Annotated in this window: 27 protein-coding genes and 1 pseudogene; 13 read left to right on the top strand and 15 right to left on the bottom strand. The window is 61.0% G+C overall.

The window, feature by feature from the left end:
• Positions 1-108 precede the first annotated feature (108 nt).
• Positions 109-1,326, bottom strand: coding sequence for an alanine transaminase (gene alaC / locus BBF94_RS12420; protein ID WP_065259317.1), 1,218 nt, complete (start codon positions 1,324-1,326; stop codon positions 109-111).
• Between the two features lie 139 nt (positions 1,327-1,465).
• On the opposite strand from alaC, the gene BBF94_RS12415 reads away from it, so the two are divergent.
• From BBF94_RS12415 to BBF94_RS12405, 3 genes are all read left to right on the top strand, one after another.
• Entirely contained in the window at positions 1,466-2,128 is a 663-nt protein-coding gene (locus BBF94_RS12415; RefSeq protein ID WP_065259316.1) for a LysE family translocator, read from the top strand.
• A 69-nt stretch (positions 2,129-2,197) separates the two neighbouring features.
• Positions 2,198-2,692 (top strand): GyrI-like domain-containing protein, encoded by a 495-nt coding sequence (locus BBF94_RS12410; protein ID WP_065259315.1) that lies wholly within the window; start codon positions 2,198-2,200, stop codon positions 2,690-2,692.
• 316 nt (positions 2,693-3,008) lie between these two features.
• Positions 3,009-3,497: a GNAT family N-acetyltransferase gene (locus BBF94_RS12405; RefSeq protein ID WP_065259314.1), complete on the top strand. Its 489-nt coding sequence runs from the start codon at positions 3,009-3,011 to the stop codon at positions 3,495-3,497.
• Positions 3,498-3,571: 74 nt separating this feature from the next.
• Here the strand turns inward: BBF94_RS12405 and BBF94_RS12400 are convergent, their stop codons facing one another.
• Positions 3,572-4,177 (bottom strand): pyridoxamine 5'-phosphate oxidase family protein, encoded by a 606-nt coding sequence (locus BBF94_RS12400; RefSeq protein ID WP_065259313.1) that lies wholly within the window; start codon positions 4,175-4,177, stop codon positions 3,572-3,574.
• The gene (locus BBF94_RS12395) at positions 4,174-4,680 is read right to left on the bottom strand and encodes a GNAT family N-acetyltransferase (RefSeq protein WP_065259312.1); all 507 of its coding nucleotides are present in this window, start codon (positions 4,678-4,680) and stop codon (positions 4,174-4,176) included. Before BBF94_RS12395 ends, BBF94_RS12400 begins: the two co-directional genes overlap by 4 nt.
• A 141-nt stretch (positions 4,681-4,821) precedes the next feature.
• Here BBF94_RS12395 and BBF94_RS12390 point away from each other — a divergent pair, with 141 nt between their 5' ends.
• The 3 genes from BBF94_RS12390 to BBF94_RS12380 are packed head-to-tail and all read left to right on the top strand — an operon-like array spanning position 4,822 to position 6,869.
• Positions 4,822-5,247 (top strand): YybH family protein, encoded by a 426-nt coding sequence (locus BBF94_RS12390; RefSeq protein ID WP_065259311.1) that lies wholly within the window; start codon positions 4,822-4,824, stop codon positions 5,245-5,247.
• Between the two features lie 40 nt (positions 5,248-5,287).
• Positions 5,288-5,632 carry a YciI family protein gene (locus BBF94_RS12385; protein ID WP_065259310.1) on the top strand — a complete coding sequence of 115 codons (345 nt, stop codon included), beginning with the start codon at positions 5,288-5,290 and terminating at the stop codon, positions 5,630-5,632.
• The gene (locus BBF94_RS12380; RefSeq protein WP_065259309.1) at positions 5,625-6,869 is read left to right on the top strand and encodes an RNA polymerase sigma factor; all 1,245 of its coding nucleotides are present in this window, start codon (positions 5,625-5,627) and stop codon (positions 6,867-6,869) included. Before BBF94_RS12385 ends, BBF94_RS12380 begins: the two co-directional genes overlap by 8 nt.
• Before the next feature lie 65 nt (positions 6,870-6,934).
• Here the strand turns inward: BBF94_RS12380 and BBF94_RS12375 are convergent, their stop codons facing one another.
• Entirely contained in the window at positions 6,935-7,789 is an 855-nt protein-coding gene (locus BBF94_RS12375; RefSeq protein ID WP_065259308.1) for a LysR family transcriptional regulator, read from the bottom strand.
• An 88-nt stretch (positions 7,790-7,877) separates the two neighbouring features.
• Here BBF94_RS12375 and BBF94_RS12370 point away from each other — a divergent pair, with 88 nt between their 5' ends.
• Positions 7,878-8,315, top strand: coding sequence for a multidrug/biocide efflux PACE transporter (locus BBF94_RS12370; RefSeq protein WP_065259307.1), 438 nt, complete (start codon positions 7,878-7,880; stop codon positions 8,313-8,315).
• 46 nt (positions 8,316-8,361) lie between these two features.
• On the opposite strand, the gene BBF94_RS12365 is transcribed toward BBF94_RS12370, so the two are convergent.
• On the bottom strand, positions 8,362-9,117 hold the full coding sequence (locus tag BBF94_RS12365; protein ID WP_065259306.1) for an SDR family NAD(P)-dependent oxidoreductase: 756 nt from the start codon (positions 9,115-9,117) through the stop codon (positions 8,362-8,364).
• 120 nt (positions 9,118-9,237) lie between these two features.
• Here BBF94_RS12365 and BBF94_RS12360 point away from each other — a divergent pair, with 120 nt between their 5' ends.
• Positions 9,238-10,134, top strand: coding sequence for a LysR family transcriptional regulator (locus BBF94_RS12360; RefSeq protein ID WP_065259305.1), 897 nt, complete (start codon positions 9,238-9,240; stop codon positions 10,132-10,134).
• 67 nt (positions 10,135-10,201) lie between these two features.
• Here the strand turns inward: BBF94_RS12360 and BBF94_RS12355 are convergent, their stop codons facing one another.
• The 4 genes from BBF94_RS12355 to BBF94_RS12340 form a co-directional block, all read right to left on the bottom strand.
• The gene (locus BBF94_RS12355; RefSeq protein ID WP_065259304.1) at positions 10,202-10,924 is read right to left on the bottom strand and encodes a TylF/MycF/NovP-related O-methyltransferase; all 723 of its coding nucleotides are present in this window, start codon (positions 10,922-10,924) and stop codon (positions 10,202-10,204) included.
• Complete coding sequence (locus tag BBF94_RS12350; protein WP_065259303.1) at positions 10,921-11,787, bottom strand: 2OG-Fe(II) oxygenase family protein; 867 nt, start codon at positions 11,785-11,787, stop codon at positions 10,921-10,923. Before BBF94_RS12350 ends, BBF94_RS12355 begins: the two co-directional genes overlap by 4 nt.
• Positions 11,788-11,966: 179 nt before the next feature.
• Positions 11,967-13,580 (bottom strand): inorganic phosphate transporter, encoded by a 1,614-nt coding sequence (locus BBF94_RS12345; protein ID WP_065259302.1) that lies wholly within the window; start codon positions 13,578-13,580, stop codon positions 11,967-11,969.
• Positions 13,581-13,732: 152 nt separating this feature from the next.
• Positions 13,733-14,755 carry a transporter gene (locus BBF94_RS12340; protein ID WP_065259346.1) on the bottom strand — a complete coding sequence of 341 codons (1,023 nt, stop codon included), beginning with the start codon at positions 14,753-14,755 and terminating at the stop codon, positions 13,733-13,735.
• Positions 14,756-14,947: 192 nt separating this feature from the next.
• On the opposite strand from BBF94_RS12340, the pseudogene BBF94_RS28390 reads away from it, so the two are divergent.
• The 3 genes and pseudogenes from BBF94_RS28390 to BBF94_RS12330 form a co-directional block, all read left to right on the top strand.
• A pseudogene (locus BBF94_RS28390) lies at positions 14,948-15,721 on the top strand (hypothetical protein); the annotation flags it as partial.
• A gap of 165 nt (positions 15,722-15,886) precedes the next feature.
• On the top strand, positions 15,887-16,654 hold the full coding sequence (locus BBF94_RS28385; protein ID WP_371859721.1) for a methyl-accepting chemotaxis protein: 768 nt from the start codon (positions 15,887-15,889) through the stop codon (positions 16,652-16,654).
• 112 nt (positions 16,655-16,766) lie between these two features.
• Positions 16,767-17,210: a hypothetical protein gene (locus BBF94_RS12330; protein ID WP_065259300.1), complete on the top strand. Its 444-nt coding sequence runs from the start codon at positions 16,767-16,769 to the stop codon at positions 17,208-17,210.
• Positions 17,211-17,331: 121 nt separating this feature from the next.
• Here BBF94_RS12330 and BBF94_RS12325 read toward each other — a convergent pair whose 3' ends face one another.
• The gene (locus BBF94_RS12325; protein ID WP_065259299.1) at positions 17,332-17,637 is read right to left on the bottom strand and encodes a PepSY domain-containing protein; all 306 of its coding nucleotides are present in this window, start codon (positions 17,635-17,637) and stop codon (positions 17,332-17,334) included.
• A gap of 138 nt (positions 17,638-17,775) precedes the next feature.
• Positions 17,776-18,903, bottom strand: coding sequence for a glycerophosphodiester phosphodiesterase (locus BBF94_RS12320; RefSeq protein ID WP_065259298.1), 1,128 nt, complete (start codon positions 18,901-18,903; stop codon positions 17,776-17,778).
• Positions 18,904-19,118: 215 nt separating this feature from the next.
• Here BBF94_RS12320 and BBF94_RS12315 point away from each other — a divergent pair, with 215 nt between their 5' ends.
• Positions 19,119-19,442: a DUF2025 family protein gene (locus BBF94_RS12315; RefSeq protein WP_065259297.1), complete on the top strand. Its 324-nt coding sequence runs from the start codon at positions 19,119-19,121 to the stop codon at positions 19,440-19,442.
• Positions 19,443-19,575: 133 nt separating this feature from the next.
• Here the strand turns inward: BBF94_RS12315 and BBF94_RS12310 are convergent, their stop codons facing one another.
• On the bottom strand, positions 19,576-19,890 hold the full coding sequence (locus BBF94_RS12310; protein WP_065259296.1) for an antibiotic biosynthesis monooxygenase family protein: 315 nt from the start codon (positions 19,888-19,890) through the stop codon (positions 19,576-19,578).
• The gene (locus BBF94_RS12305; protein ID WP_065259295.1) at positions 19,887-20,594 is read right to left on the bottom strand and encodes a CTP synthase C-terminal region-related (seleno)protein; all 708 of its coding nucleotides are present in this window, start codon (positions 20,592-20,594) and stop codon (positions 19,887-19,889) included. Before BBF94_RS12305 ends, BBF94_RS12310 begins: the two co-directional genes overlap by 4 nt.
• Before the next feature lie 15 nt (positions 20,595-20,609).
• On the opposite strand from BBF94_RS12305, the gene BBF94_RS12300 reads away from it, so the two are divergent.
• On the top strand, positions 20,610-21,551 hold the full coding sequence (locus tag BBF94_RS12300) for a LysR family transcriptional regulator (protein ID WP_065259294.1): 942 nt from the start codon (positions 20,610-20,612) through the stop codon (positions 21,549-21,551).
• Here BBF94_RS12300 and BBF94_RS12295 read toward each other — a convergent pair whose 3' ends face one another.
• Together BBF94_RS12295 and BBF94_RS12290 are read right to left on the bottom strand one after the other, a co-directional pair.
• Positions 21,552-22,082 (bottom strand): DUF1003 domain-containing protein, encoded by a 531-nt coding sequence (locus tag BBF94_RS12295; protein ID WP_065259293.1) that lies wholly within the window; start codon positions 22,080-22,082, stop codon positions 21,552-21,554.
• A 53-nt stretch (positions 22,083-22,135) separates the two neighbouring features.
• Entirely contained in the window at positions 22,136-23,188 is a 1,053-nt protein-coding gene (locus BBF94_RS12290) for a diguanylate cyclase (protein ID WP_065259345.1), read from the bottom strand.
• Positions 23,189-23,243 lie beyond the last annotated feature (55 nt).

Raw genomic sequence — 23,243 nt, 5'->3', positions numbered from 1 at the left:
CACAAATCTTTGTGGGAGCGAGCTTGCTCGCGATAGCGGTGGTCCAGTCGACATCTTTGTTGCAGTGACGGCCTCATCGCGAGCAAGCTCGCTCCCACAGGTTTTGCGTCAGCCGCTTGTTTTCGGTGTCAGGCCATCGGCCCGGAACATCCCGCGAATCCCGCGCACCGCCTGACGAATCCGGTCCTGGTTCTCGATCAGCGCGAAGCGCACGTGATCGTCGCCGTACTCGCCAAAACCGACACCCGGCGAGACGCAGACCTTGGCCTCGGCCAGCAGCTTCTTGGCGAACTCCAGCGAACCGAGGTGCGCATAGGCCTCGGGAATCTTCGCCCAGACGTACATCGAGGCTTTCGGGTTCTCGACCATCCAGCCCAGTTCATGCAGGCCTTTTACCAGCACGTTGCGGCGCTGACGGTACTGTTCGGCGATGTCGCGCACGCACTGTTGATCGCCTTCCAGCGCCGCAATCGCGGCCACCTGCAGCGGGGTGAAGGTGCCGTAGTCGTGGTAGCTCTTGATCCGCGCCAGGGCGCTGACCAGCTCCGGGTTACCGACCATGAAGCCAATGCGCCAGCCCGCCATGTTGTAGCTCTTGGACAGGGTGAAGAACTCCACCGCAATGTCCTTCGCACCCGACACCTGCATGATCGACGGGGCCTTCCAGCCGTCGTAGACGATGTCGGCGTAGGCCAGGTCGTGCACCACCAGCACGTCGTACTGTTTGGCGAGGGCGATCACCCGTTCGAAGAAATCCAGCTCCACGCACTGCGCGGTCGGGTTGGACGGGAAGCCGAGGATCATCATCTTCGGTTTCGGGATCGAGCCGCGAATCGCCCGTTCCAGCTCGTCGAAGAAGTCCACGCCCGGCACCAGCGGCACCGATCGCACCTGGGCGCCGGCAATCACGGCACCGTAGATGTGAATCGGGTAGCTCGGGTTCGGCACCAGCACGGTGTCGCCCTGATCCAGGGTCGCCAGCATCAGGTGCGCCAGGCCTTCCTTGGAACCGATAGTGACGATGGCTTCGCTTTCCGGGTCGATATCGACCTCGTAGCGTTCCCTGTACCAGTTGGAAATCGCCCGGCGCAGGCGCGGAATGCCTTTGGACGTGGAGTAGCCGTGGGTATCTTCGCGTTGTGCAACCTGCACCAGTTTTTCAACGATGTGCGGCGGCGTGGCGCCGTCGGGGTTGCCCATGCTCAAGTCGATGATGTCTTCGCCACGACGTCGGGCGGCCATCTTCAGCTCGGCAGTGATGTTGAAAACGTAAGGGGGGAGTCGATCGATGCGCGCAAAGCGGCGCGGCGAACCTTGTTCAGCCATTGTTGCCTCGGATAACGTAAGCGCCCGGAACCGTCCGAGCGACGCTGGTCACTGCGGTGACCTGTGGCGGAAGATAAGGGCAGCAGTGGCAGACTGTCCAGCGTGCACGACAACAATTTTTTCCCAAGGAAAACGGTCAATGGAATTCACCAGCGGCTTCTTGCTGAGCCTTTCGCTGTGCCTGGACATCGGCGTGGCCAACATCGCGATGATCACCCTGGCCATGCAGCGCGGCTATTTTCAGGGCTTCGCGCTGGGTCTCGGGACCTGCGTCGGTGACCTGATCTACGCAGTGCTGGCCCTGGCCGGGATGACCGTTCTGCTGCAATACGAAACCGTGCGCTGGGTGCTGTGGATCGGTGGCTCGGCGCTGTTGATCTACTTCGCGGCGAAGATGATCTATTCGGCCATCCATCATGAAGCGCAGCTGGCGCAGGCAGCGGAGGTCGGCCAGAACTCCCATCGCAAGGAGTTCTTTCGGGGGATCTTTGTTGCCATGTCATCGCCGAGCGCCATCCTCTGGTTCGCGGCAGTGGGCGGCACCTTGATCGCCCGTTCCGGTGGCGGCGGCCCCTTGAGCTCGGCGCTGTTCCTCGGCGGCTTCCTGTGTGCCGGGCTGTTGTGGTCGGCGGGTCTGTGCTTCGCCGCAAGTCATGGCGGGAAGCTGCTGGGCGACAAACTGCTGCGCTATTCCTACCTGGCATCTGCAGCGATCTTCTGCTATTTCGCGGTCTACGTGATCGTATCCGGTTATAACGAATTCGTCGGCTCAGGCACCGCCGAGGCCCTGCATACGCTGTAAATGTGCGAATCGGGTTTGGCTTCTATACTCCCAGCCGAACCCACTTTTTTCGTTCCAAGGAGTCGAGTCATGGATGAGCAAAAACGCGTCGAAGTGGCTGAACCTCGCTTCGAACATGGACACTTCCTGCTGATTGCAGGTTTTCGCGACCGTTTCACCAAAGAGACCGTTCAGGACATCTCGGCGTTGTGGGAAAAGCTGATCCCGCACATCGGAAACATTCCCGGCCAGAAAGGCGAAGTCACCTACGGTGTCTGCAGCAATTTCGACGGCAACGGCGGTTTCGATTACATGGCTGGCGTCGAGATCAGCAAGCTTGATGAGTTCCCGCAGGAAAAGTATCCGTGGATCGAAATTCTCCCGCGTCAGTACGCGGTGTTCGAACACAAGGGTTCGCTGGATCAGTTGCCAAAAACCATTGATTACATCTACAACACCTGGCTGCCGGCGTCCGAATACAAAGGGCTGAACGCCCCGGAGCTGGAGCGCTACAGCGCCGACTTCAATCCAAGGCTCAAAACCGGAAAGCTGGAAATCTGCGTCCCGGTCGAAAAGAAAACCTGATGGGCGACCGGCAGCGCGAGCCCGTTTCGCGCTGCCGTTCCAGGCTATTTGCCCTTGATCCGTCGCGCCCGCAACAGGTCGATGCCCAGGGTGATGAAGCCGAAGACGCTGATACCCAACACCATCAACAAACCGATTTCCACGCTGCTCATAAACTGTTCCCCCCTCGGGTGATCAGAGACAGTGCTCAGGAATAGACCGTCCCGATTGCGAAGAAAAGCGCTTATACGCAGGCTTTACGCTGTCTGTGCGGATCGATATGAACACCTTATTCCTTTATCCTTGGCAGCCCCGTTTTCACTGATTTCGAGCTGCCATGAACACCGTCATCCGCCACGTCACCGCCGCCGACCTGGACCGCTGCTACGCCATCGAAACTCTTGCCTACGAAGGCGACGAAGCCGCGACCCGCGAGAAGATCGCGACGCGCATCGCCACCTGGCCGGACGGTTTCATCGTCGCCGAAGTGGACGGGCAGGTGGCCGGGTTCATCAACTCCGGTGCGGCGTTTGATGTGCAGATGTCGGACGAGGCGTTCAAGGAACTGATCGGCCACGACCCGGCGGGGCCGAACGTGGTGATCATGTCGGTGGTGGTGCACCCGGATTATCAGGGCCTCGGTCTGGCCAAAACTCTGCTTGGCGAGTTCATCGAGCGCATGCGTGCCCAGGGCAAGGCAACGATTCACCTGATGTGCAAGGAACGGCACATCCCGCTGTACGCCGGATTCGGTTTTGCCTACATAAAACCGTCCGAGTCCGACCACGGCGGGATGGCGTGGCATGAGATGATCCTGACCCTCTGAAGAACAGCCCCGGACCTGATTGTTCCCACGCAGACGGTTCGACGCCTCGACGCGGGAACGATCGATGGGCGGTGTCAGTAAAGGGTTTCACGCACCCGCGCCGGGGCCTCGCGATCATAAGCCTCGGCATCAAACTGCCCGTCATTCAGACGCTTGTGAAACGCGCCCGCCGTCGGCAGCGTCGAGCGCGGCAGATGGGTTTGCGGATTCCACGCATCCGAACGCACAAACGCTTTCGAGCAATGGAAGAACGCCGCTTCCACCGTCACAAGCAACACAGTACGTGCCGGTTTGCCGTTGACCGCGAAGCTTTCCAATAACTCAGGATCAGCGCTGATGGTCGCAGTGCCATTGACCCTCAGCGTCTCGCCGATCCCCGGAATGATGAACAACAGGGACACCCGTGGATCGTGGAGCACGTTGCGCAAGGTATCGATGCGGTTGTTGCCCGGTCGGTCGGGCAGGGCCAGGGTGCGCTCGTCGATGATCCGCACAAACCCCGGCGTATCGCCACGCGGAGAGCCGTCGATGCCATCGACGCCCACCGAGCTGACAATCACCAGCGGCGAGACCCGGACCATCGCCTGATAGTCCTCGTTGAGAAAATCGATCTGCTTGCGCACGGCACGTTCGTGGGGCAAGCCGTAAATGGCTTCCAGCGCTTCGATTGAATCGATCATCGTTGTTCCCCCGACGATTGGAAAAACAGGCTCATGCGCCGCTCGTAACCGATGCGGCCCTTGTACGCTTCGCCGCTGTCGACGAAGCCGTATTTGGCGTACAGCGCAATCGCGGCGTCGTTGTCGGCGTCCACTGACAGTTCCAGTCCTTTGATCTCTGGCCAGGCCTGACGCGCAACGTCCGCCAGCGCCAGCAGGCAGGCCTTGCCGTAACCCTTGCCCTGAGCCCGGTGATCGACCTGCAAGGCGTGCAAGGTGGCACTGTGTTCATTGGCCCAGGCCGGCAACACCGGTGGGCGCTTGAGCAGCAGGAATGCCACCGGCACCTCGTCAGCGAGCAACGCAAAACCTTTCACGCCGGGGCCGGGTTTCGACAGCAGCGTGTGCAGGGCGCCGTGGATGTCGCCGGAGAACCTGATTTGCTCAGGGTGGATTTCAATGGCCTCGACCTGCTGGCGTTGGGTGGCGTTCAGGCTTTCGTAAGGCACCAGTCGGGCGGACACGGGAATTTCCTTTTTCCTGCAAAGATGAATCCGGGATTCTAGCGATTTTGTTGGCGAGCGAATTTTTTTGTTCACGTTGTCGATCCGGCCCATTGCCGAACGACAAAGGGTGTCTTCACAACAAAAACATGGAGAAACCCCATGAGCACGCAAGCGCAGATTCAAGCCATCATCGACATCTACCGTCAGGCCGTGATGACCAAGGACGTGGACAAGGTCATGACCCTGTACGCCGACGACATCGTTTCGTTCGATGCCATCAAGGCCCTGCAATTCAAGGGCAAGGAGGCCTACCGCGCCCACTGGATCGCCTGCATGGAAATGTGCCCCGGCCCGCACATCTTCGAATTCCACGAAATCGCCATCGAGACCGGGGACAGCATCGCCTTCGCCCACTGGGTCGCCAACTGCGGAGGCACCAATGACAAGGGCGAAACCCAGAGTTGCTGGATGCGCGCCACCGCCTGTTACCGGCTGGTCGACGGAGCGTGGAAAATTGCCCACGAACACTGGTCGGCACCGTTCGATCCGATGACCGGCTCGACCCTGTTCGATGCGAAACCCTGATCTTCAGCCATAGTTGATCCGTCCGATTCAGGAGAACGCCATGAAGTATTTATGCCTGGTCTACAGCGATGAGCGCCTGCTGCATTCGTCGCCCGACAGCCCGGAAGACGCCGAGTGCTGGGCCTATGCCGAGTCGATCCAGGGCAGCGGCCGGATGGTCGCCGCCGAAGCGCTGGAATCGGTGCAGACCGCCACCACGGTGCGCATGCGCAACGGCAAGCTGTCGATCACCGACGGTCCGTTCGCCGAGACCAAGGAGCAACTGGCCGGTTTTTACCTGATCGACGCACGGGACCTCAATGAAGCAATCCAGGTCGCCGGCCACATTCCGGCGGCCCGGGTCGGCAGTGTCGAAGTGCGTCCCGTGCGGCAGTTGAATGTCTGAGGTCAGGGCCCGGGTCGAGCAGGTCTATCGCGAAGATTCGCGGCGGATCCTTGCGACCCTGATCCGCCTGCTCGGCGATTTCGACCTCGCCGAAGAAGCCTTGCACGAGGCGTTCTTCGTCGCGGTCGAGCGCTGGCAGCGCGATGGCGTTCCGGACAATCCACGAGCGTGGCTGGTGTCCGCCGGGCGCTTCAAGGCCATCGACGTATTGCGCCGCCGTGCACGGTTCAAGGCGTCGCAACCGCTGTTGCTGGCACAACTGGAAGAGCTGGAACAGTCCGAATGGGACGCCGAAGACGTGGAAGACGATCGCCTGCGGCTGATTTTCACCTGCTGCCACCCGGCGCTGGCATCGGATGCACAGGTGCCGCTGACCTTGCGTGAAGTCTGCGACCTCACCACTGAAGAAATCGCCCGGGCGTTCCTCTCGGCTCCGGCGACCATTGCCCAGCGCATCGTGCGCGCCAAGGCAAAGATCCGCGATGCGAAAATCCCCTATCAAGTTCCGGGCCTGAACGAATTGCCCGAGCGTCTCGACAGTGTGCTGCGGGTGATTTACCTGGTGTTCAACGAAGGCTACTCGGCGTCCGGCGGCGAGCAGGTAACCCGCGAGGATTTGACCCGTGAGGCGATTCGTCTGGGGCGTCTGCTGCTGGAGTTGTTGCCCGACCCGGAAGTCATGGGCCTGCTGGCATTGATGCTGCTGCACGAGTCGCGACGGTCGGCGCGCTCATCGCCGGACGGGGAACTGATTCTGCTGGATGATCAGGATCGCGAGCTGTGGAATTCCGGGCTGATTGCCGAGGGCTGCGATCTGGTGGAGCGGGCGCTGACCACCGGACGCTTCGGGCCGTATTGCCTGCAAGCGGCGATTGCGGCGGTGCACGCCGAAGCGCCGACAGCAGCAGAGACGGACTGGGAACAGATCGTCGGGCTGTATGACGTATTACTGCGGGCCGTGCCGTCGCCTGTGATCGAACTCAACAGGGCTGTGGCGGTGGCCAAGCGCGACGGTGCGCAGGCCGGGTTGACCTTGATCGAAGGGATTCTGGAGCGCGGGGACTTGCAGGATTACCACCTGGCGCATTCGGCGCGGGCGGAGTTCTGTCGGCAATTGGGGCGGGTCGGGGAGGCCCGGGCGGCTTATTCGCGGGCGCTGGCGTTGACGCGGCAGGAGCCGGAGCGGCGGTTTATCGAGGGACGGCTTTCGGCTCTGGACCGCTTGCTCTCACCCTAGCCATCCCGAAACGTGGGGCCGGCCGGTTTTTCCAGCACCGCCAGCCATTGCCGCTGCCTGAACCTTTACTCAAGCATCTTGCCGAGCAACCAGCTCCCCGCCGGCCCCGGCGGATACAGCCGCGACCACAACGCATCGACGAACACCGGTTTCGGCCAGCCGCGCACATTCAGTTCAACCAGCGAATCGTTGCCGAAATGCGCCACCAGCCAACGCGGCAGGGGTGCCCAGCCAAAACCTTTCTGGGCCATTTCCAGCAGCATCAAATAACTCGGCGCCGACCATACCCGGCCTTTGCCGCGACTGTCATAGGGATTGACGATGGTCGCCAGGCGCAGCTCGCGATGCTGTTCAAGGACCGTCTGATCGACGGATTCCAGTGTCGCCAACGGATGATTACGGCCGACAAACAGGGCGATTTCAGTGCGCTCGGCGACGGTCGAGGTCGCCAGATCCGGCGGGTAATTGTCCTGCATCTCGGCGAACGCCAGGTGTGCGCGACCGCGTTGTACCAGTTCGATCAGGTCATCGCATTCGGCGATCAGACACTCCAGTTCCAGATCCGGATAGCGCCGCTCGAAACCCACCAGCGCCGCTTCGAAGCGCTCGGACTGATAAGTGTCGGAAATTGCCACCGTAAGTTTCGGCTCGACGCCCTGGGCCAATTGCCGGGCGGTCATTTCCATCTGGCTGTTGGCCGACAGAATCGCCTCGGCCCGTTGCAGCATCACGTGGCCGGCCGGGGTCAGGGTCGGCTTGCGGCTGCTGCGGTCGAACAGAATCAGATCAAGATCGATTTCCAGACTGGCCACCGCCGCACTGACGGTGGACTGACTGCGCCCGAGTTTGCGCGCCGCCGCGGAAAACGAGCCTTGAGTCGCCGCCTGGACAAACGCCAGCAACACTTCCTGAGACGCCATGCACTATCGCCTTGATCGATGGTTATTGATTATGAAGTATCGGTGCGGTGCTGGATCATGGCAACCATCTTCACAGAGGACTTCGGCCATGACTGCCAACAAATCCATCACTGAACGTATTTTCCAGGCCATCGGTTTCGAACTGCTGGCGATCCTGATCTGCACCCCTTTGCTGGCGTGGATCATGGGCAAGCCGATGGTGGAAATGGGCGCCGTTACTATCGCCATCGCATTGCTGGCCCTGGGTTGGAACGTGGTGTTCAACGGCTTTTTCGACCGGATGCTCAAGCGCTGGAACATCGCCCGCAATGCCTGGGTGCGGGTGCTGCACGCGTTGCTGTTCGAGGGCGGGCTGATCTTGATGGGCGTGCCGCTGATTGCCGGATGGCTGTCGGTCAGCCTGTGGCAGGCGTTCCTGCTCGACATCGGCGTGTTGCTGTTCTTCCTGCCGTACACCTACGTCTACCACTGGGGTTATGACCTGGTGCGCGAGCGGCTGGTGATGCGCAACGCTTGCCAGGGATAAACACAGCTGTGGCGAGGGAGCAAGCTCCCTCGCCACTTTTGCAGGTTCAGAGAAACATCCCGCCCGACGCCTCAATGCGCTGACCGTTAATCCACTGAGCCCCCGGCGACAACAACAGCGCCAGCGCGCCACCAATGTCATCCGGCTGTCCGGCGCGGCCCAGCGCGGTGTTGCTGGCGACCATGGCGTTCAGCGCCGAGTTGTCGCGCACGGCGCCGCCGCCGAAGTCGGTTTCGATGGCACCCGGTGCCAGGATGTTCACGGCGATCTGCCGCGCGCCCAGCTCCTTGGCCTGATAACGGGTCAGCACTTCCATCGCACCTTTCATCGCCGCGTAGGCCGCATAACCCGGCAGGGTGAAGCGGGCCAGACCGCTGGAGATATTGATGATCCGCCCGCCATCGTTGATCAGCGGCAGCAGTTGCTGAGTCAGGAAGAACGGCCCTTTCAACTGCACATTCATCAGCAGGTCGAACTGCTCCGGTGTGGTTTCGGCGAAGGAGGCATGCACGCCAATCCCGGCGTTGTTGATCAGGAAATCAAAGCGCGGTTGCCCGAGTTGTTGCAGCGCTTGTTCGACCCGCACGGCGAAGTCGGCAAAGCCTTTGCTGCGACCAACATCCAGTTGCAGCATCACGGCGTTGGCGCCGAGTGTTTTCAGTTCCTCGACCAGCGATTGCGCTTCATCGGCGCGGCTGTTGTAGGTGCCGATGATGTCCACGCCTTGCGCGGCAAGATGCAGGGCAGCGTTCTTGCCAAGGCCACGGCTGGCACCAGTGATCAATGCGATTTTGCGGTTCATGGGTCTTCCTCGAGAGCGGTGACGGTTGATGCAGCAAAGTTTATTTATCCGCCCTGAGGTGATAAACAGACTGAAACCGGAATCACTGGTCGGTCATTGCGAACAATCAACAGGTCACCCATGAACAAACTGGAACTGCTGCGCACCTTCGTCCGGGTCAGCGAATTGTCGAGTTTTACGATGGCGGGGGAGAGCCTGGGACTGCCGCGCTCGACGGTGTCCGAGCAGGTGCAGGCCCTGGAAACCCTGCTCGGTACGCGCCTGCTGCAACGCACCACCCGACGGGTGCAGGCGACTCAGGACGGCCTCGCGCTGTACGAGCGCAGCAAGGATCTGCTGTCGCACATGGACGAAATCGAGAACCTGTTCCGTCAGGACGAAGCGTCGCTGACCGGGCGGATCCGGGTCGATATGCCGAACATTCTGTCGCGACGGCTGATCATGCCGAAGCTGCCGGAATTCATGGCGCGGCATCCGAATCTGGAACTGGAAATCAGCAGCACCGACCGTCGCGTCGACCTGCTCGCCGAAGGCTTCGATTGTGTGGTGCGCATCGGCGCGCAGCCCGATCAGTCGGTGGTGGCGCGACACCTGGGGGATTTCAGCATGATCAACTGCGCCAGCCCCGCGTATCTGCAACGCTACGGTGTGCCGCAATCACTTGAAGACCTGGCGCAGCACCGACTGGTGCACTACGTCGGGGTGCTGGGTTCGCGTTCGGAAGGGTTTGTCTACGAGCAGGACGGCCAGGTCCATCGTGTGCCGATGGCAGGCAGTGTCACGGTCAACAGCACCGATGCCTACGAGTCGGCGTGCCTGGGTGGTTTCGGACTGATTCAGGTGCCGCGTACCGGCATGAACAGCTATCTGGACAGCGGCGAGATTGTGACCGTGTTGCCGCAGTACACCGCGCCGGCGATGGGCATTTCGCTGCTGTACGCCCGGCAGCGGCATCTGCCGTTGCGGGTGCGGGTGTTCATGGACTGGCTGGGGGCGTTGATCCGCTCGACGCTTTGACCGTCTCCGGGCGGATCAAATGCGGGAGCGAACAGGTTCGCTCCCGCAGGTGTGGATTGCAGCGGGATCAGACGTGGAAGTAACCCACGCAAGAATCGAACGGCAAACGCTTGAGTTCGATCTTGTTCAGGTCCAGCACTTCGCGAAGGGCCTTGGTTTCGCCCGGGAAGTTGCGGTAGGCGACTTCGTCCAGGACCACGATGGCGCCTTTGGGCATGTACGGCAGGAAGGTTTCCAGCGCGACTTTGGTCGACTCGTAGAGGTCGGTGTCGAGGATCAGCATTGCCACCACCAGGTCAGGGCGGGTTTTCACCCACTCCGGCACGGTCTTGACGATATCGCCCTTCACCAGTTCGCAACGCGGGATGCGATTGACCGGACGCAACAGGTCGTTGGCGTCGATCATGTCCTGGATCAGCGACTGGTCGGTGTCGGAAAACATGGTTTCGTTGACGTCGGCCGGGTCATCGGTCTTGCTGATGCTCTGGAACCCTTCGAAGGTATCGAAACCGACGATCGAGCGATTGATCGCGTAAGGTTCGAGGATCATCGACAGGTGCATGTACAGCATCAGCGAGTTGCCCTTGTACACACCGCACTCAATGATCGCGCCCGGGATTTCGGCGACTTTCTTGAACAGCTCCATTCGCGACAGCGCAGCGGTGACACCGATGCGGTTGGCGAACACGAACGGGGCGTCGGCCACGTATTCGGCGTCAACACGCTTGAGGACACCGGCGCGGGTTTCGTTGTACTGGGCTTCGGCAGGCGTGATGCGGCGCTTGGTCATGGCTGGATTCCTTGAAAATTCGAGAAGTCGTGTGCGTGGAAATAATCTTTGAAGCCCGCTCCGACATCCGGGCAGGCACTGTCGACGTTGATCGCGCCACGATTGTGTTTGAGGTCATCGAGGTGCATCAGACGGAAGTCGACGCTGAAACGGGTTTGCTGCGTGTGGTTGGCGACCGTACCGTGCAGGTGCGAGCCCGAGAAAATCAGCATCTCGCCGGTGTTGCCGGCGATGCGCAATTCGGCCGCATCGTTGATCTCTTCCAGAGGCACCGGGTGCACCCGGACCTCTTCCTTGAGGTTGTCCTTGGCCTTGTGCCGCTGGTTGTTGATCCAGTCGTTGAGGCTCCACTGGGCCGAGGAGTTCTTCACCGGCACGTCGAAGTAGCCCGTGTTGATCATCATGGTCTGATCCGGGGAAATGGTGTGCACCGGCATCCATGTGTTGATCTGGCAATCGACGCTGCCGTACCAGGTGTCGCGGTGCGGCTTGTAGGCATAGCTCACGCCGGCATGCAGGTAGTCATAGTTGGGCACGACGCGAATGCGTGGCACGTCGAAAATGTATTCGCGCGGGTCGAGGCCGACTTCGTCGATAAAGCTCAGAATCAGCTCCTTGGCGCGCAGGCTGTTGGTGAACTGGCCCTTGAGGCGTGTCACCAGCACCACGAACTCTTCCACCGGCATCAGCGTGTGCAAAGCCTGGTGATTGGTTTCGCCATTGAATGCGGCGGTGATGCTTTCCTGGGCAAAGGCACACAGTTCATGGGCGGCGCGCAGTTGCGTGTTCAAGAAGATGTCGCCAGCGTAGATGGCTTCCTTGAAGTCAGCTTTTTGTTGTAGCTGATTGATATACAGGTTCACGGACACGTTTCCTCAATGCATCGAGTTTCTTAAGAGTCGGCACTGCACCGGCAAACTGAAGTGAAATCTGCCAGGTCGAGGATGGCTCAAGCCCGGAGGCCGACGGATGGAATGAGTCGGGCGGAATGAAAAAATCCCGGCGCGCACCGGGCCGGGATTCTTGAATGGATACGTCGGCTTCAGAAGAGTTGAGTAAACAGCCAATACAGGCTGCCCGACAACACAATGGCCGCCGGCAGCGTCAACACCCAGGCCATCAGCAGATTGCGGATGGTCTTCATCTGCAGGCCGCCGCCGTTGGCGACCATGGTCCCGGCCACACCGGAGGACAACACATGGGTGGTGGACACCGGCAGGCCGAACATGTCGGCGGCGCCGATGGTCAGCATCGCCACGGTCTCCGCCGAGGCGCCCTGGGCGTAGGTCAGGTGGGTCTTGCCGATCTTCTCGCCGACCGTGACCACGATCCGCTTCCAGCCGACCATGGTGCCCAGTCCCAATGCAATCGCCACGGCAATCTTCACCCACAGCGGAATGAACCGCGTGGCGTTGTCGATCTGCTGTTTGAACAGTTGCAGCTTGTTGGTGGTGTCGGCATCAAAGGAACCGACCTTGTGCTTGTCCATCAAGCGAATGGTTTCACTGGCCAGGTACATGTCGTTGCGCACGTTGCCCATGGCCTCCGCCGGGACTTTCGACAGCGAACCGTAGCCTTTCACCTCGTCGCCAATGTGCCCGGTCAGCGCCGCGAGGGCCGGAACCAGTTGCGGTGTGGCCTGCTTGCTGCGCACGTAATCGGCCAGCACCGGGCGCGGATCGGCCGGGGCCGGCAGCGGGGCGCTTTTCACCAGCGCCTGCTGGGTGACTTCAGCTACCGCTGCGAACTGCAAGGTCTGATCGGCGGGCATGGTGCGGTTCAGGGCATAGGCCATCGGCAGGGTGCCGACCAGAATCAGCATGATCAGGCCCATGCCTTTCTGGCCGTCATTGGAGCCGTGGGCGAAGGACACGCCGGTGCAGGTGGCGATCAGCAGGCCGCGAATCCACCACGGCGGCGGGGTGTTGCCGTCCGGCGCCTTGTACAGCGAACGATTCTTCACGAAGGCGCGCAGGGCCAGCAGCAACAGCGCGGCGCAACCGAAGCCGACCAACGGCGACAGCAGAAGCGCGTAACCGATCTTGATGGCCTGGGCCCAGTCCACGCCGCTGGTGCCGTCGCGGCCGTGCATCAAGGCGTTCGCCACGCCGACACCGATGATCGAACCGATCAGCGTGTGCGACGACGAGGCCGGCAGGCCCAGCCACCAGGTGCCGAGGTTCCACAGGATCGCCGCGATCAGCAGCGCGAAGATCATCGCGAAACCGGCGGACGAGCCGACCTGCAGAATCAGCTCCACCGGCAGCAACGCGATGATGCCGAACGCCACCGCGCCACTCGAAAGCAACACACCGAGGAAGTTGAAGAACCCGGACCACACGACAGCCACATTCGGCGGCAGCGAATGGGTGTAGATCACCGTGGCCACGGCGTTGGCGGTGTCGTGGAAGCCGTTGACGAACTCGAAACCCAGGGCAATCAACAGGGCTACGCCGAGCAGCAGGAACGGTGTCCAGGTGGTGACCACCGTGCCGAGTTCGTGCATGTCGTGCATCAGGCTGTAGGCGGTGAACAGCATCCCCATGGCCAGCACGGCGAAGAACACCACGTACGTGAATGGGCCGGGTTTCTTGTCGAGCGCCGGTCTGCCGCTGGAAACGGAGGCCGGGCTGGCGGTCAGGGAGGGAGTAGCCATGGCAGGACAATCCTGAGCGAGGGAAGGAGTGTCGCCCATGATCGTTGCTAAATATTACAGAGAGACTGCGGCAGATCAGTGTTCGGTGGATTAGCCCCGCATTGATATGGATGCACTGTGGCGAGGGAGCTTGCTCCCTCGCCACAGGTGGATCAGTAATCCCCGCGCTTGCGAAACGCCCAGCGCCCGGCAATCGCGGTGAACGTGGCCACCAGAGCCACCAGAATCCAGAACCCTTCCGGATCGGTGGCCAGCGGCACGCCGCCGACGTTCATGCCGAAGAAACCGGCGATGATGTTGATCGGCAACGCCAGCACCGTCACCACGGTCAGGGTGAACAGCGTGCGGTTGCTCTGTTCGTTGACGTTGGCGGCGATTTCTTCCTGCAACAGCTTGATCCGCTCGCCGAGGGCGGTCAGGTCGTTGATGATCAGCGCGAACTCTTCGGTGGATTTGCGCAGCTCCTTGACGTCCTCCTTCTGCAACCAGGACGGCGGCCGGTTCAGCAGGCGCAGCAGCGAGCCCGGCTCCAGCGCCAGCAGCCGTTGCAGGCGCACCAGCACCCGGCGGTTGGCGCCGAGTTCGGCGCGGTTGGTCGACAGTCGCGACGACAGCAACTCGTCCTCGACCTGATCGACGCTCAGGCTGGTCTTGCGCACGATCTGGGTCAGCACTTCGCCCTGGTCGCGCAGCAGGTGCACAAGCAACTCCGATGGCGAGCGAAAGCACTCGCCGGCCTTCACCGACGAACGCAGTTTGTCCACCGAGTGCAACGGTTGCAGGCGCGCACTGACGATCAGTTTGCTGCGCACGCAGACCCACAACGTCGACACGTCCGACGAGACCATGCTGCTGAGGTTGAACACCACGTCGTTGACCACCGCCAGCAACGCCGAATCGACATGCTCGATGCGGGTCGAGCGCGAACCTTCGTGCAGCGCCTCGAAAAATTCCTGTGGCAGTTGCAGATGACTTTTCATCCAGCGCTCGCACGCGGCATGGGCCAGATTCAGGTGCAGCCAGAGGAATTCGTCGCTGTCGCTGTCGTCCTGCAGGCAGCGCAGGGCGGTCGCCGAATCCACTTCGCGTCCGCGCTCGCCCGGGCGAAAACGGAAGCCGTAAAGCAGGCCGAACAGATCAGGATCGCGATGGCTGATATCCAGGCTGTGGTTCATGAAGTCTCGCTGCAGGGAAGGCGTCAGTTGCGGGATTTGCAGGTTCACCCGAGCCGCATCATCGCAACGCAATGTGACGTTTTGGTGACGATGAAATGACGTCAAAATCAATGCCTTACCGGCGGTCGGAATTTTCTCAAGAAGTGCTCTGGCACGCCGATCACGCATGAGTTAGGTTGCGCGCCTTCGGCCATGAGCCAAGGTTCGGCGACACGGATGTCCGGCCACAATTCACGCCTTGTCGGGCGTGCCTCATCCCTGTCCCGAGTACCTGCGATGCTGCAAAAATCCCTGAGAGCGCAAATTCTTGCCCTGCTGAGCGGCAGCCTGGTGGCGATGCTGTTGATCGCGCTGGCCTGCTTTCATTTCCTGTCCAACGGCGTGCAAAGCTACAGCCAGTTGATCGCCGGCCCCTTGCACACGTCGCAACTGATCGACGAAGCCAACCTGCAATTCAAGGTGCAGGTCCAGGAGTGGAAAAACGTTCTGCTGCGCGGCAAGCAACCGGCGGACCTGGCCAAATATTGGGGCCAGTTTGAAGACCGTCAGCGTGATGTGCAGAACATCCTCGGTGAACTGGCCAATCAGAAAGGCCTCGAGCCTTCGTTGAAAACCCGCATCGAACGCCTGCGTGAAGAACACCGCCTGCTCGGTGCCGCGTATCAGAAGGGGCGCGATGCCTACGTGGCCGCCGGTGCTGATCCGGCTGCGGGCGACGTGGCCGTCAAAGGCGTCGACCGCGCCGCCAGCGACCAGATGAGCGAACTGGTGGCCGAACTGCGCAAGCAGGGCACCGAAAAGTCGGCGCTGATCAGCGCCAGTGCCGATCGCACCGTGATGCTGGGGATTGTGGTGATGCTCGCCTCCGGTCTGTTGATCGGCCTGCTGAGCCTGTGGCTGGTGAACCGCAACCTGGTCGAGCCGATCCGCAACCTCATCGATTACGTCACGCAGTTGAGCAAGGGCCGTCTGGTCGAGCGTGTCGCCAGCAGTCGTCAGGACGAATTGGGTAACCTGGCCGCCGCGGCCAACACCCTGCGCGATTTCCTCGCCGAAACCTTCAATCACCTGCAACGCAGCGCCAAGGATCTGGACAGTGCCAGTGGCGAGTTGAACGCCATCGCCACGCTGATGGCCGGCGGCACCAACGAGCAGTTCAACCGTACCGATCAGGTGGCCACGGCGATGAACGAAATGTCCGCCACCGCCCAGGAAGTCGCCCGTCATGCCGCCGACGCGGCGCGTGCGGCGGACGATGCCGACCAGTCCGCCCAGCAGGGCGAGAAGGTCATGCAGAGCACCATCCACAGCATCACCCAGATGCGTGGCGAAATCGCCAACACCGCCACGGTCATCCGACGTCTGGAAGCCGACAGCGGTCGTATCGGCAAGGTGCTGGAAGTGATCCGCGGCATCGCCGAACAGACCAACCTGCTGGCGCTCAACGCGGCCATCGAAGCGGCTCGTGCCGGTGAAGCCGGGCGTGGTTTTGCGGTTGTGGCCGATGAGGTGCGCAATCTCGCGCAGCGCACGGCGGAGTCGATCATCGAGATCAACCAGATCATCCAGAGCGTGCAGACCGGCGCGGTGGATGCGGCCCACGCCATCGACAGCGGCCAGACCCGCAGCGATGAAAGCGTCGAGCAGGTGACCCAGGCCGGCGCGATGCTCGAGCGCATCACCCATGCGGTGGAAGCGATCCGCGACATGAACCGCCAGATCGCCACCGCCGCCGAAGAGCAGACTTCGGTGGCTGAAGACATCTCGCGCAACCTGACCGAGATCACTTCGATCGCCAGCACCAACCTCGACAACGTGCAGCGCACCGAAAGCGCCAGCCAGAACCTGCATGGCCTGTCCGGACAACTGAACGATGTCACTGCTCGCCTGAGCGTCTGACCCGACTGTGACTGTGTACCGGCCCGGTTACCGAGTCGGTACACAGTCGATCTCAATTCGTGCAGGCCGCCGCCGATGGCCGGTTAACCATAACCGTCATTGGAGATTTTCCATGGTCAGCATCACGTCCGTTTCAATCAATCAGACCGTCACCACGTCCACCAGCAAAACCTCGATTACCGACGCGGGCGACGACACGTCCACCACTGCGGCAGCCAGCACCGGTGTGAAGGCCGACACCAGCAAAGTCGCGGCGGGCGGTGGTGCGGCACCGTCGGGCGACAGCAGTTCCAGCAGTGATGAATCGGATACCGTGAAGGAATTGCGCAAGCAGATCGCCGAACTGCAAAAGCAATTGCAGGAACAGCAACAAGCGCTGCAAGCGGCTCAGGCCAGGCAGGAAAGTCAGGATGCCAAAGCGGCGGATGTTGCGGCTGCGCAGTCGCAGATCGCGACGACGTCGGCTTCGTTGCAGACGGCGACGGCGGCTTTGCTGGCGGCGTTGCAGGAGTCCGACAGCAGCACGTCGGGTTCGTTGGTCAGCACTAGCGCTTGAACTCAACACAAAGCACTGTGGGAGCGAGCCTGCTCGCGATGGCGTTCGGTCAGACAACTCAATGTTGACTGATCCACCGCTATCGCGAGCAAGCTCGTTCCCACAGGGGGTGTCGGGGTTATCAGTGATCTTGCTTGTTGCTCAGCACCTTGCCGGTGGCCGCGTCCAGATCCACGTCCCATTCCTTGCCATCGGCGGTACGCAGCTCGACTTCGTACTCATAGCCGTTGAAATGGTTGTCCAGGTCGGTGTCGACGATGGTCGCGCCCGGGTGCAGGGCCAGGGCAATCTTGTTCAGCTCTTCCAGCGGCTTGATCTTGCCGGATTTGACCAGCTCAGGGATCTGATCGACACGAACGTCAGCCTGGGCCAGGCCAGCGGTGAGGGTCAGGGCGGCAGCGGTAAACAGGGCAGTCAAAGTTTTCATCGGTTATTCCTTTGGGGTGATTCGTTCAAGTGAGTTCAGGTTAATCACCGCAACTTAATTCACCCTTAAAAAACAGCGAGCAGGCCGGACTCCCTGGAGGAGCGAGCCTGCTCGCATTACTGACGCCCGATTGAAAGATCAGAAACCGTTGTTCTTCAACACCTGATCCACACTGGCGGCAGCCGGGCGCTTGTAGAACTTCAGCAGTTCGCTGGCGCGGTTGGTGAAGATACCGTCGACGCCGGCGGCCATGACCTTCTGGAAGTCCACTGGCTCATCCACGGTGTAGACGTGCACCAGCATTCCCTTGTCGTGGGTGTATTTGTTCATCCATGGCTGCACGAGGTCCGAATAGCTCTGATCGCCGCCGTGGGTCAGCTTGGCCGAAGGGCCGGTGCCGATGGCGCCCTGAGCCTTGGCGTAGTCGATCCACTGCTTGAATTCAGCTTCGGATTTCGGCTCCTGCTTGCCGTAGAAAACGTTCTTGTCCTTCTCGCCGGATTCGGCAAAGGTCACTTTCGATTTCGGTTCGATGCTGCCCTCACCGACCCACAGCAACAGGATCTTCGGCACCTGCGGCATTTCCTTTTGCAGCAGTTCCAGGCTGTTCTTCTCGAAGGTCTGCAGGATCACCTTGCCGTTGCTCTCACCGACGCTGGCAACGTTTTTGGCCGGTTTGGCGCCGGCCGGAATCAGCCAGCCACGGGCCTGGAGTTTTTCCTTCAGGTCATGCTCGATGCCCGGGAACAGTTGTGGCTCCTTGGTCTCGATGTACAGGCCAGGTTTGTGCTGCGGATTGGCCTGGGCGATATCGATGATTTCATCCAGGGTCAGAATCTGCAGGCCGGCGTAGGAAGGACGGGCGCGATCCGGGTAGGCCTTGTTGTACCAGCTGCCGGCATCCAGGGTTTTCAGCTCGGCCATTGTGAAAGCATTGGCCGGGCTGTCCTTGCGGTCCGGGAATTTGGTGGCGACGTCGGTGGTGCGTTGCAGGTTGTTGTCGTGCAGGGCGAACAGCACGCCATCCTTGCTGCGCTGCAGGTCCATTTCCAGGTAATCGGCGCCGAGATCGCGGGCCAGTTTGTAGGAGGCTGCGGTGGATTCCGGTGCGTCGAAGGAGGCGCCACGGTGGGCGATCACTGCCGGGTGCGGAATGCCCTCGGAGGCAGCAAGCGCAGCGGGGCTCGGCGGGTTGGCAGCGTGCGCCTGGCCGAGGCCGAGCATCAGGCTCAGCAGCAGAGCGCTTTTGGTAAACGTGGCGGGCATATCGAGGTCCTTTCGCAGGGATTTTCAAAGATGTCCCTTTTAGCAACTCAAACGAAAACCTGCTATCGCAAGACCGACATAAACGTACTGAAAGCGAAAATTTCCGCACTTTTGTGCGTTCGTTTGCAGTACGCTTGGCCACGGCAACCACCCCGGCAGAGGGGGTGCCTCAACGCCCTGCGTGTAGACCATCGATCCTTTTCGTGAGGTTTACCATGCGCATCACATCCCAACTCATCTGCCAGGCCGCCGACGACCTCAAGGGTTTTGTCGGCCTCAATCGCAAGACCGGCCAGTACATCGTGCGATTCAGCGAGGACTCGTTCGGCATGGACGTGGCCGATGACGGCATCATGCCCGCCAGCGAATTTGTCTGGTCACCGGCCTCCGGACAGACCATGACCCTCAAGCGCGAGTCGATCCAGTTGCTGCTCGATCAGCACATCGACGACCGGATCAACATCACCGAGCCGTTGCGGGTGTACATGCAAAAACGCGAAGTGCCGGAAATTGTGGCGGTGCGCAGTCTGAAGGACTGAGGTTCTTCGGTGATCCATTTGCCGCCATCGCGAGCAAGCTCGCTCCCACAGGTACGGCGTGATCTTGAGAACAGCGCACAACCCTGTGGGAGCGGGCTTGCCCGCGAAGGGGCCAGTGATTACACCGCAATACTCACTTTCCGAACCGATACTCCCGCTCAACCCGACATACCCGCGTATGAAACGCCGAATACCACTCGGCCCGCCCACGCGCCTGAATCACCCGGTGCTCCGGGTGCTCGCGCCAGGCCAGAATCGCCGCTTCGCTCTCCCAATACGAAATCGTAATCCCCACCCCGTCCGCGCCCCGGATCGAATCGATGCCGAGAAACCCCGGTTGCCCGGCCACCAATTGCATCATGCGCTCGGAGGCTTCTGCGTAGCCGTTGTCGCCTTCGGTGCGGGTCGAGGTGAAAATCACGGCGAAACACTCAGTGTCCTGTTTCATCTAGGTTGCTCCGCGCAAGCTTCGACGAACGCCCGCACCAGCGGCGGCAATTGCCCTTTGAGCGCAGCACGTTCCGGTTGAAACAGCGTGGCGACGAAGAACACATGGTGTTTCAGTTCGATGGCGCGCAAGTCACCGGCCGAATCGTGGCCCACGGCATGCAGGTCATGGGTCAGCAAATCTCGTTCGAACTGCGGATTCACTCCAAAACGGCAGCGATACCCTTCGCGAATATCCGACGTTTCGTACGCCTTGGCGATCAACGAACCGGGTACCAGATGAATACTGTCCACCGCTTCCACCAGTGAACACGTCAGCGGCGAGAGCACCGCACGGCTCGAATCAGGTGAAGTTTCGCCATGCTCGGCATCGGCCCATCCGAGCACGTTGCGGGAAAACTCCAGAACCGCGTGTTGAAAACCGCCGCAGGTGCCGAGGAACGGTCGCTGCTGTTTGCGGGCAAAACGAATGGCCCGTAGCGCGCCCGCTTCGCTTTTGTAAGGACTGGCCGGGACGCACCAGAAACCGTCGAAGCCGTCGAGCGGTGTATCGAGGTGAATGGCGTCCGTAGCCAGCCATTCGAAATCCACGGGACGGCGAAGGTGTTCCGCCGCCAGCCCGAGGGCGACGGGGATGGCTTGATGAGCGGTGACTTGCGGGTCGTAATCACCGATCAGGGCGATGCGCAGGGCTCTGGATTCCATGAGTGCTCGCTGTGCTTGTTGAGGGATGGCGCTCACTATAGATTGGCGTTCACGCACTCCATATGGGCGTTTTCCCAAGTGATCAATGCAGCGACGCACTATCGACTCGACTTCCCGGATCTGACGCTTATTCTCGCCCTGGTACGTGGCGGCTCTCTGGCCCGGGCTTCGCAGCTGTTGAAGGTCGATGTGTCGACGGTGTTTCGCGCCGTACGCCGACTGGAGGCCGCACTCGGTCAGCAACTGTTCGAAAAAAGCCGTGCCGGTTACCTGCCCACCACCCTCGCGCAATCATTGGCGGAGCAGGCCGAGCGTGCCGAGCAGGCACTGGAAGCCGCGCGCATCGGCGTGGAGCAGGGCGGCGAAGTGATCAGCGGTACGGTGCGTCTGACCTGTACCGATTCGGTGCTGCAAGGCTTGTTGCTGCCGGCGCTGGCGCAGTTCATGCCGAACTATCCGGCGCTGACCATCGAATTGAGCACCTCCAATGATTTCGCCAACCTCAGCCGTCGCGATGCCGACATCGCTCTGCGCCTGACTCTTACACCACCGGAACATCTGGTCGGGCGGGAGCTGGCGAAGATTTCCTACCGGGTCTGCGCCAGTGAGCGATATCTGCAGAAGGTCGATGCATCCGATCCGGCCGCCATGACCTGGATCGCCCCGGACGATTTCCTGCCTGATCACCCGACCGTTGTCTGGCGTCGACAGCACTTGCCGGGCGTGATGCCGGGGTATCGCTGCAACAGCATGCTGTCAGTGACGGAACTGGTGCGTGCCGGACTCGGCGTCGCGGCGTTGCCGGACTTTCTGATAACCGAAGGACTACAAGCGCTGAGCGAGCCGCTGCATGGCTACGACACCGCGCTGTGGCTGCTGACCCGCCCGGACTGCCGAGCGTTACGCTCGGTGGTCACACTGTTCGATGAACTGGGGCGGGCGCTGCGTTTGTCGTGATCAATGTTGCAGGTTCTGACGCATGTGGTCGTGCAGCTCGCGGGTCAGACCTTCGATGCGTTCGGTCAGGTTCTTGGTCATCTCGGTGAGCCGGGTGTTCTGCTCCAGCAGTTCGAGCAATTGCGCCGTGTTCTTCGCTGCCTGGGCCTGGCGCTCGGAATTGGCGATTGCCAGCGCTTCGCGGTGTTGCGCATCGGCATCCGATTGCGCCTTGTCCCGCGCGGCCTGACGAGTCTGGGCCAGCAATATCAGTGGCGCCGCGTAGGCCGATTGCAGGCTGAATGCCAGGTTCAACAGGATGAACGGATAGACGTCGAAGGTCGTGATGCCGGACATGTTGAGGAACACCCACAACACCACGATCAGGGTCTGTGCACCAAGAAAGGTCGGCGTACCGAAGAACCGCGCAAACGCCTCGGCGCGCAAGGCAAACTTGTCGTTGCCGAAGGTTGTGTTGAGGTGGGCATGGGGACGGTGGAAGCGCAGGTGATCGACAGGCGCGGTGGGGGAATCGTTTTTTTCGGTGGTCATGACGGGCTCGGCGGTGCTTGGGACGTTGAGTCACTATAGCTTCGCGTCATCCGTCACGCGCTGGAGCGGCTCAGCGCAACGCTGATCGTGTTACGGCCCGTGTGCTTGGCGGTGTACAGCGCTTTGTCGGCATCATCCAGCCAGTGCAAGGCATCCGGATAGGTCGGGTGAAATCGCGCCAGTCCGATGCTCAGACTGACCTGCAACTGCGGCACATCGGGATGACGGTATTGATGCAGGGCCTGACGCAATTGCTCCATCAGCGCTTCTGCTCTGCTCAACGGCAGGCTTGGCAGGATCACGCAGAATTCGTCGCCGCCGTAACGCCCGGCCAGTTCGCTTTCAGCCAGCAGGGATTTGAGTTCTCGACTCAGTTGCTGGAGCACCGCATCGCCGACGATATGTCCGTAGCTGTCGTTGATCACCTTGAAGTGGTCGACATCGATCAGCGCGAGGGTGGCCTGATGGTTGTGTTCGCGGCACTGCTGGAACTTGAGGTGCAGCAGGTCTTTCCATGCGCCGTGGTTGAGCAGGCCGGTCAGGCTGTCGGTGCGGCTCAGGGCACTCAAGGTGCGCTTGTGTTCGGCGAGTTTGATCGCCAGCCGATAGCAGACCATGCCCAGCGCCAGCGGATAAAGAGTGAGCATCGGCAGGCACGCCCAGACCTGGGTCTGTGTGGCCGTCAGGGTGAATCTGACCCCGAACAGCGACCACCCCAACAGCACGCCAATCACCTGGGCGAGGGCGCCGAGCAGGAATAACCGTCGACCGCCGGCGGCGACGTTGTTCATGGTCATCATCGACAGAATGGTCACGGTAACCAGTGGATTGAACTGGAAACACGCGGTCCAGAAACCACCGAACACCGAGTCATACAGCAGATTGCGACGCTCGGCGCGGTAGGGAAAAGCCGAGCGGATCGACCATTGATAGGCGACATGGGGCCAGACAAAACCATTGAACAGCAGCAGCGCCCAGAGCCACGCCGGCACGTTCAGCGGGTACAGCGCGGCGCCGACGCTGAAAAAACCGATGCCCAATCCAATGGCACGTGGCAGATAAATACGTCTGGCGAATGACAAGCCTTTGCCGCGTCGGTTTTCCATGATGTTCTGCGCCAGATTCATTCTGAAACACTTTGCAGTGTAATTCTTCAGAGCG

It is taken from the genome of Pseudomonas bananamidigenes (assembly GCF_001679645.1).
Lineage (GTDB): Bacteria > Pseudomonadota > Gammaproteobacteria > Pseudomonadales > Pseudomonadaceae > Aquipseudomonas > Aquipseudomonas bananamidigenes.
The sequence above is the reverse complement of the archived record's forward strand: the minus strand, read 5'-3'. Positions and strand labels throughout refer to the sequence as shown.

Excerpts from the sequence above, each read along its gene's own strand:
- BBF94_RS12345 (WP_065259302.1), bottom strand. The coding sequence starts at position 13,580 with ATGGCTACTCCCTCCCTGACCGCCAGCCCGGCCTCCGTTTCCAGCGGC.
- BBF94_RS12400 (WP_065259313.1), bottom strand. The coding sequence starts at position 4,177 with ATGATCGATTCAATCGAAGCGCTGGAAGCCATTTACGGCTTGCCCCAC.
- BBF94_RS12290 (WP_065259345.1), bottom strand. The coding sequence starts at position 23,188 with ATGGAAAACCGACGCGGCAAAGGCTTGTCATTCGCCAGACGTATTTAT.
- alaC (WP_065259317.1), bottom strand. The coding sequence starts at position 1,326 with ATGGCTGAACAAGGTTCGCCGCGCCGCTTTGCGCGCATCGATCGACTC.
- BBF94_RS12310 (WP_065259296.1), bottom strand. The coding sequence starts at position 19,890 with ATGAAACAGGACACTGAGTGTTTCGCCGTGATTTTCACCTCGACCCGC.
- BBF94_RS12320 (WP_065259298.1), bottom strand. The coding sequence starts at position 18,903 with ATGCCCGCCACGTTTACCAAAAGCGCTCTGCTGCTGAGCCTGATGCTC.
- BBF94_RS12370 (WP_065259307.1), top strand. The coding sequence starts at position 7,878 with ATGACTGCCAACAAATCCATCACTGAACGTATTTTCCAGGCCATCGGT.
- BBF94_RS12365 (WP_065259306.1), bottom strand. The coding sequence starts at position 9,117 with ATGAACCGCAAAATCGCATTGATCACTGGTGCCAGCCGTGGCCTTGGC.
- BBF94_RS12385 (WP_065259310.1), top strand. The coding sequence starts at position 5,288 with ATGAAGTATTTATGCCTGGTCTACAGCGATGAGCGCCTGCTGCATTCG.
- BBF94_RS12415 (WP_065259316.1), top strand. The coding sequence starts at position 1,466 with ATGGAATTCACCAGCGGCTTCTTGCTGAGCCTTTCGCTGTGCCTGGAC.
- BBF94_RS28385 (WP_371859721.1), top strand. The coding sequence starts at position 15,887 with ATGGCCGGCGGCACCAACGAGCAGTTCAACCGTACCGATCAGGTGGCC.
- BBF94_RS12295 (WP_065259293.1), bottom strand. The coding sequence starts at position 22,082 with ATGACCACCGAAAAAAACGATTCCCCCACCGCGCCTGTCGATCACCTG.
- BBF94_RS12315 (WP_065259297.1), top strand. The coding sequence starts at position 19,119 with ATGCGCATCACATCCCAACTCATCTGCCAGGCCGCCGACGACCTCAAG.
- BBF94_RS12390 (WP_065259311.1), top strand. The coding sequence starts at position 4,822 with ATGAGCACGCAAGCGCAGATTCAAGCCATCATCGACATCTACCGTCAG.
- BBF94_RS12355 (WP_065259304.1), bottom strand. The coding sequence starts at position 10,924 with ATGACCAAGCGCCGCATCACGCCTGCCGAAGCCCAGTACAACGAAACC.
- BBF94_RS12380 (WP_065259309.1), top strand. The coding sequence starts at position 5,625 with ATGTCTGAGGTCAGGGCCCGGGTCGAGCAGGTCTATCGCGAAGATTCG.
- BBF94_RS12410 (WP_065259315.1), top strand. The coding sequence starts at position 2,198 with ATGGATGAGCAAAAACGCGTCGAAGTGGCTGAACCTCGCTTCGAACAT.
- BBF94_RS12305 (WP_065259295.1), bottom strand. The coding sequence starts at position 20,594 with ATGGAATCCAGAGCCCTGCGCATCGCCCTGATCGGTGATTACGACCCG.
- BBF94_RS12330 (WP_065259300.1), top strand. The coding sequence starts at position 16,767 with ATGGTCAGCATCACGTCCGTTTCAATCAATCAGACCGTCACCACGTCC.
- BBF94_RS12325 (WP_065259299.1), bottom strand. The coding sequence starts at position 17,637 with ATGAAAACTTTGACTGCCCTGTTTACCGCTGCCGCCCTGACCCTCACC.
- BBF94_RS12375 (WP_065259308.1), bottom strand. The coding sequence starts at position 7,789 with ATGGCGTCTCAGGAAGTGTTGCTGGCGTTTGTCCAGGCGGCGACTCAA.
- BBF94_RS12360 (WP_065259305.1), top strand. The coding sequence starts at position 9,238 with ATGAACAAACTGGAACTGCTGCGCACCTTCGTCCGGGTCAGCGAATTG.
- BBF94_RS12340 (WP_065259346.1), bottom strand. The coding sequence starts at position 14,755 with ATGAACCACAGCCTGGATATCAGCCATCGCGATCCTGATCTGTTCGGC.
- BBF94_RS12405 (WP_065259314.1), top strand. The coding sequence starts at position 3,009 with ATGAACACCGTCATCCGCCACGTCACCGCCGCCGACCTGGACCGCTGC.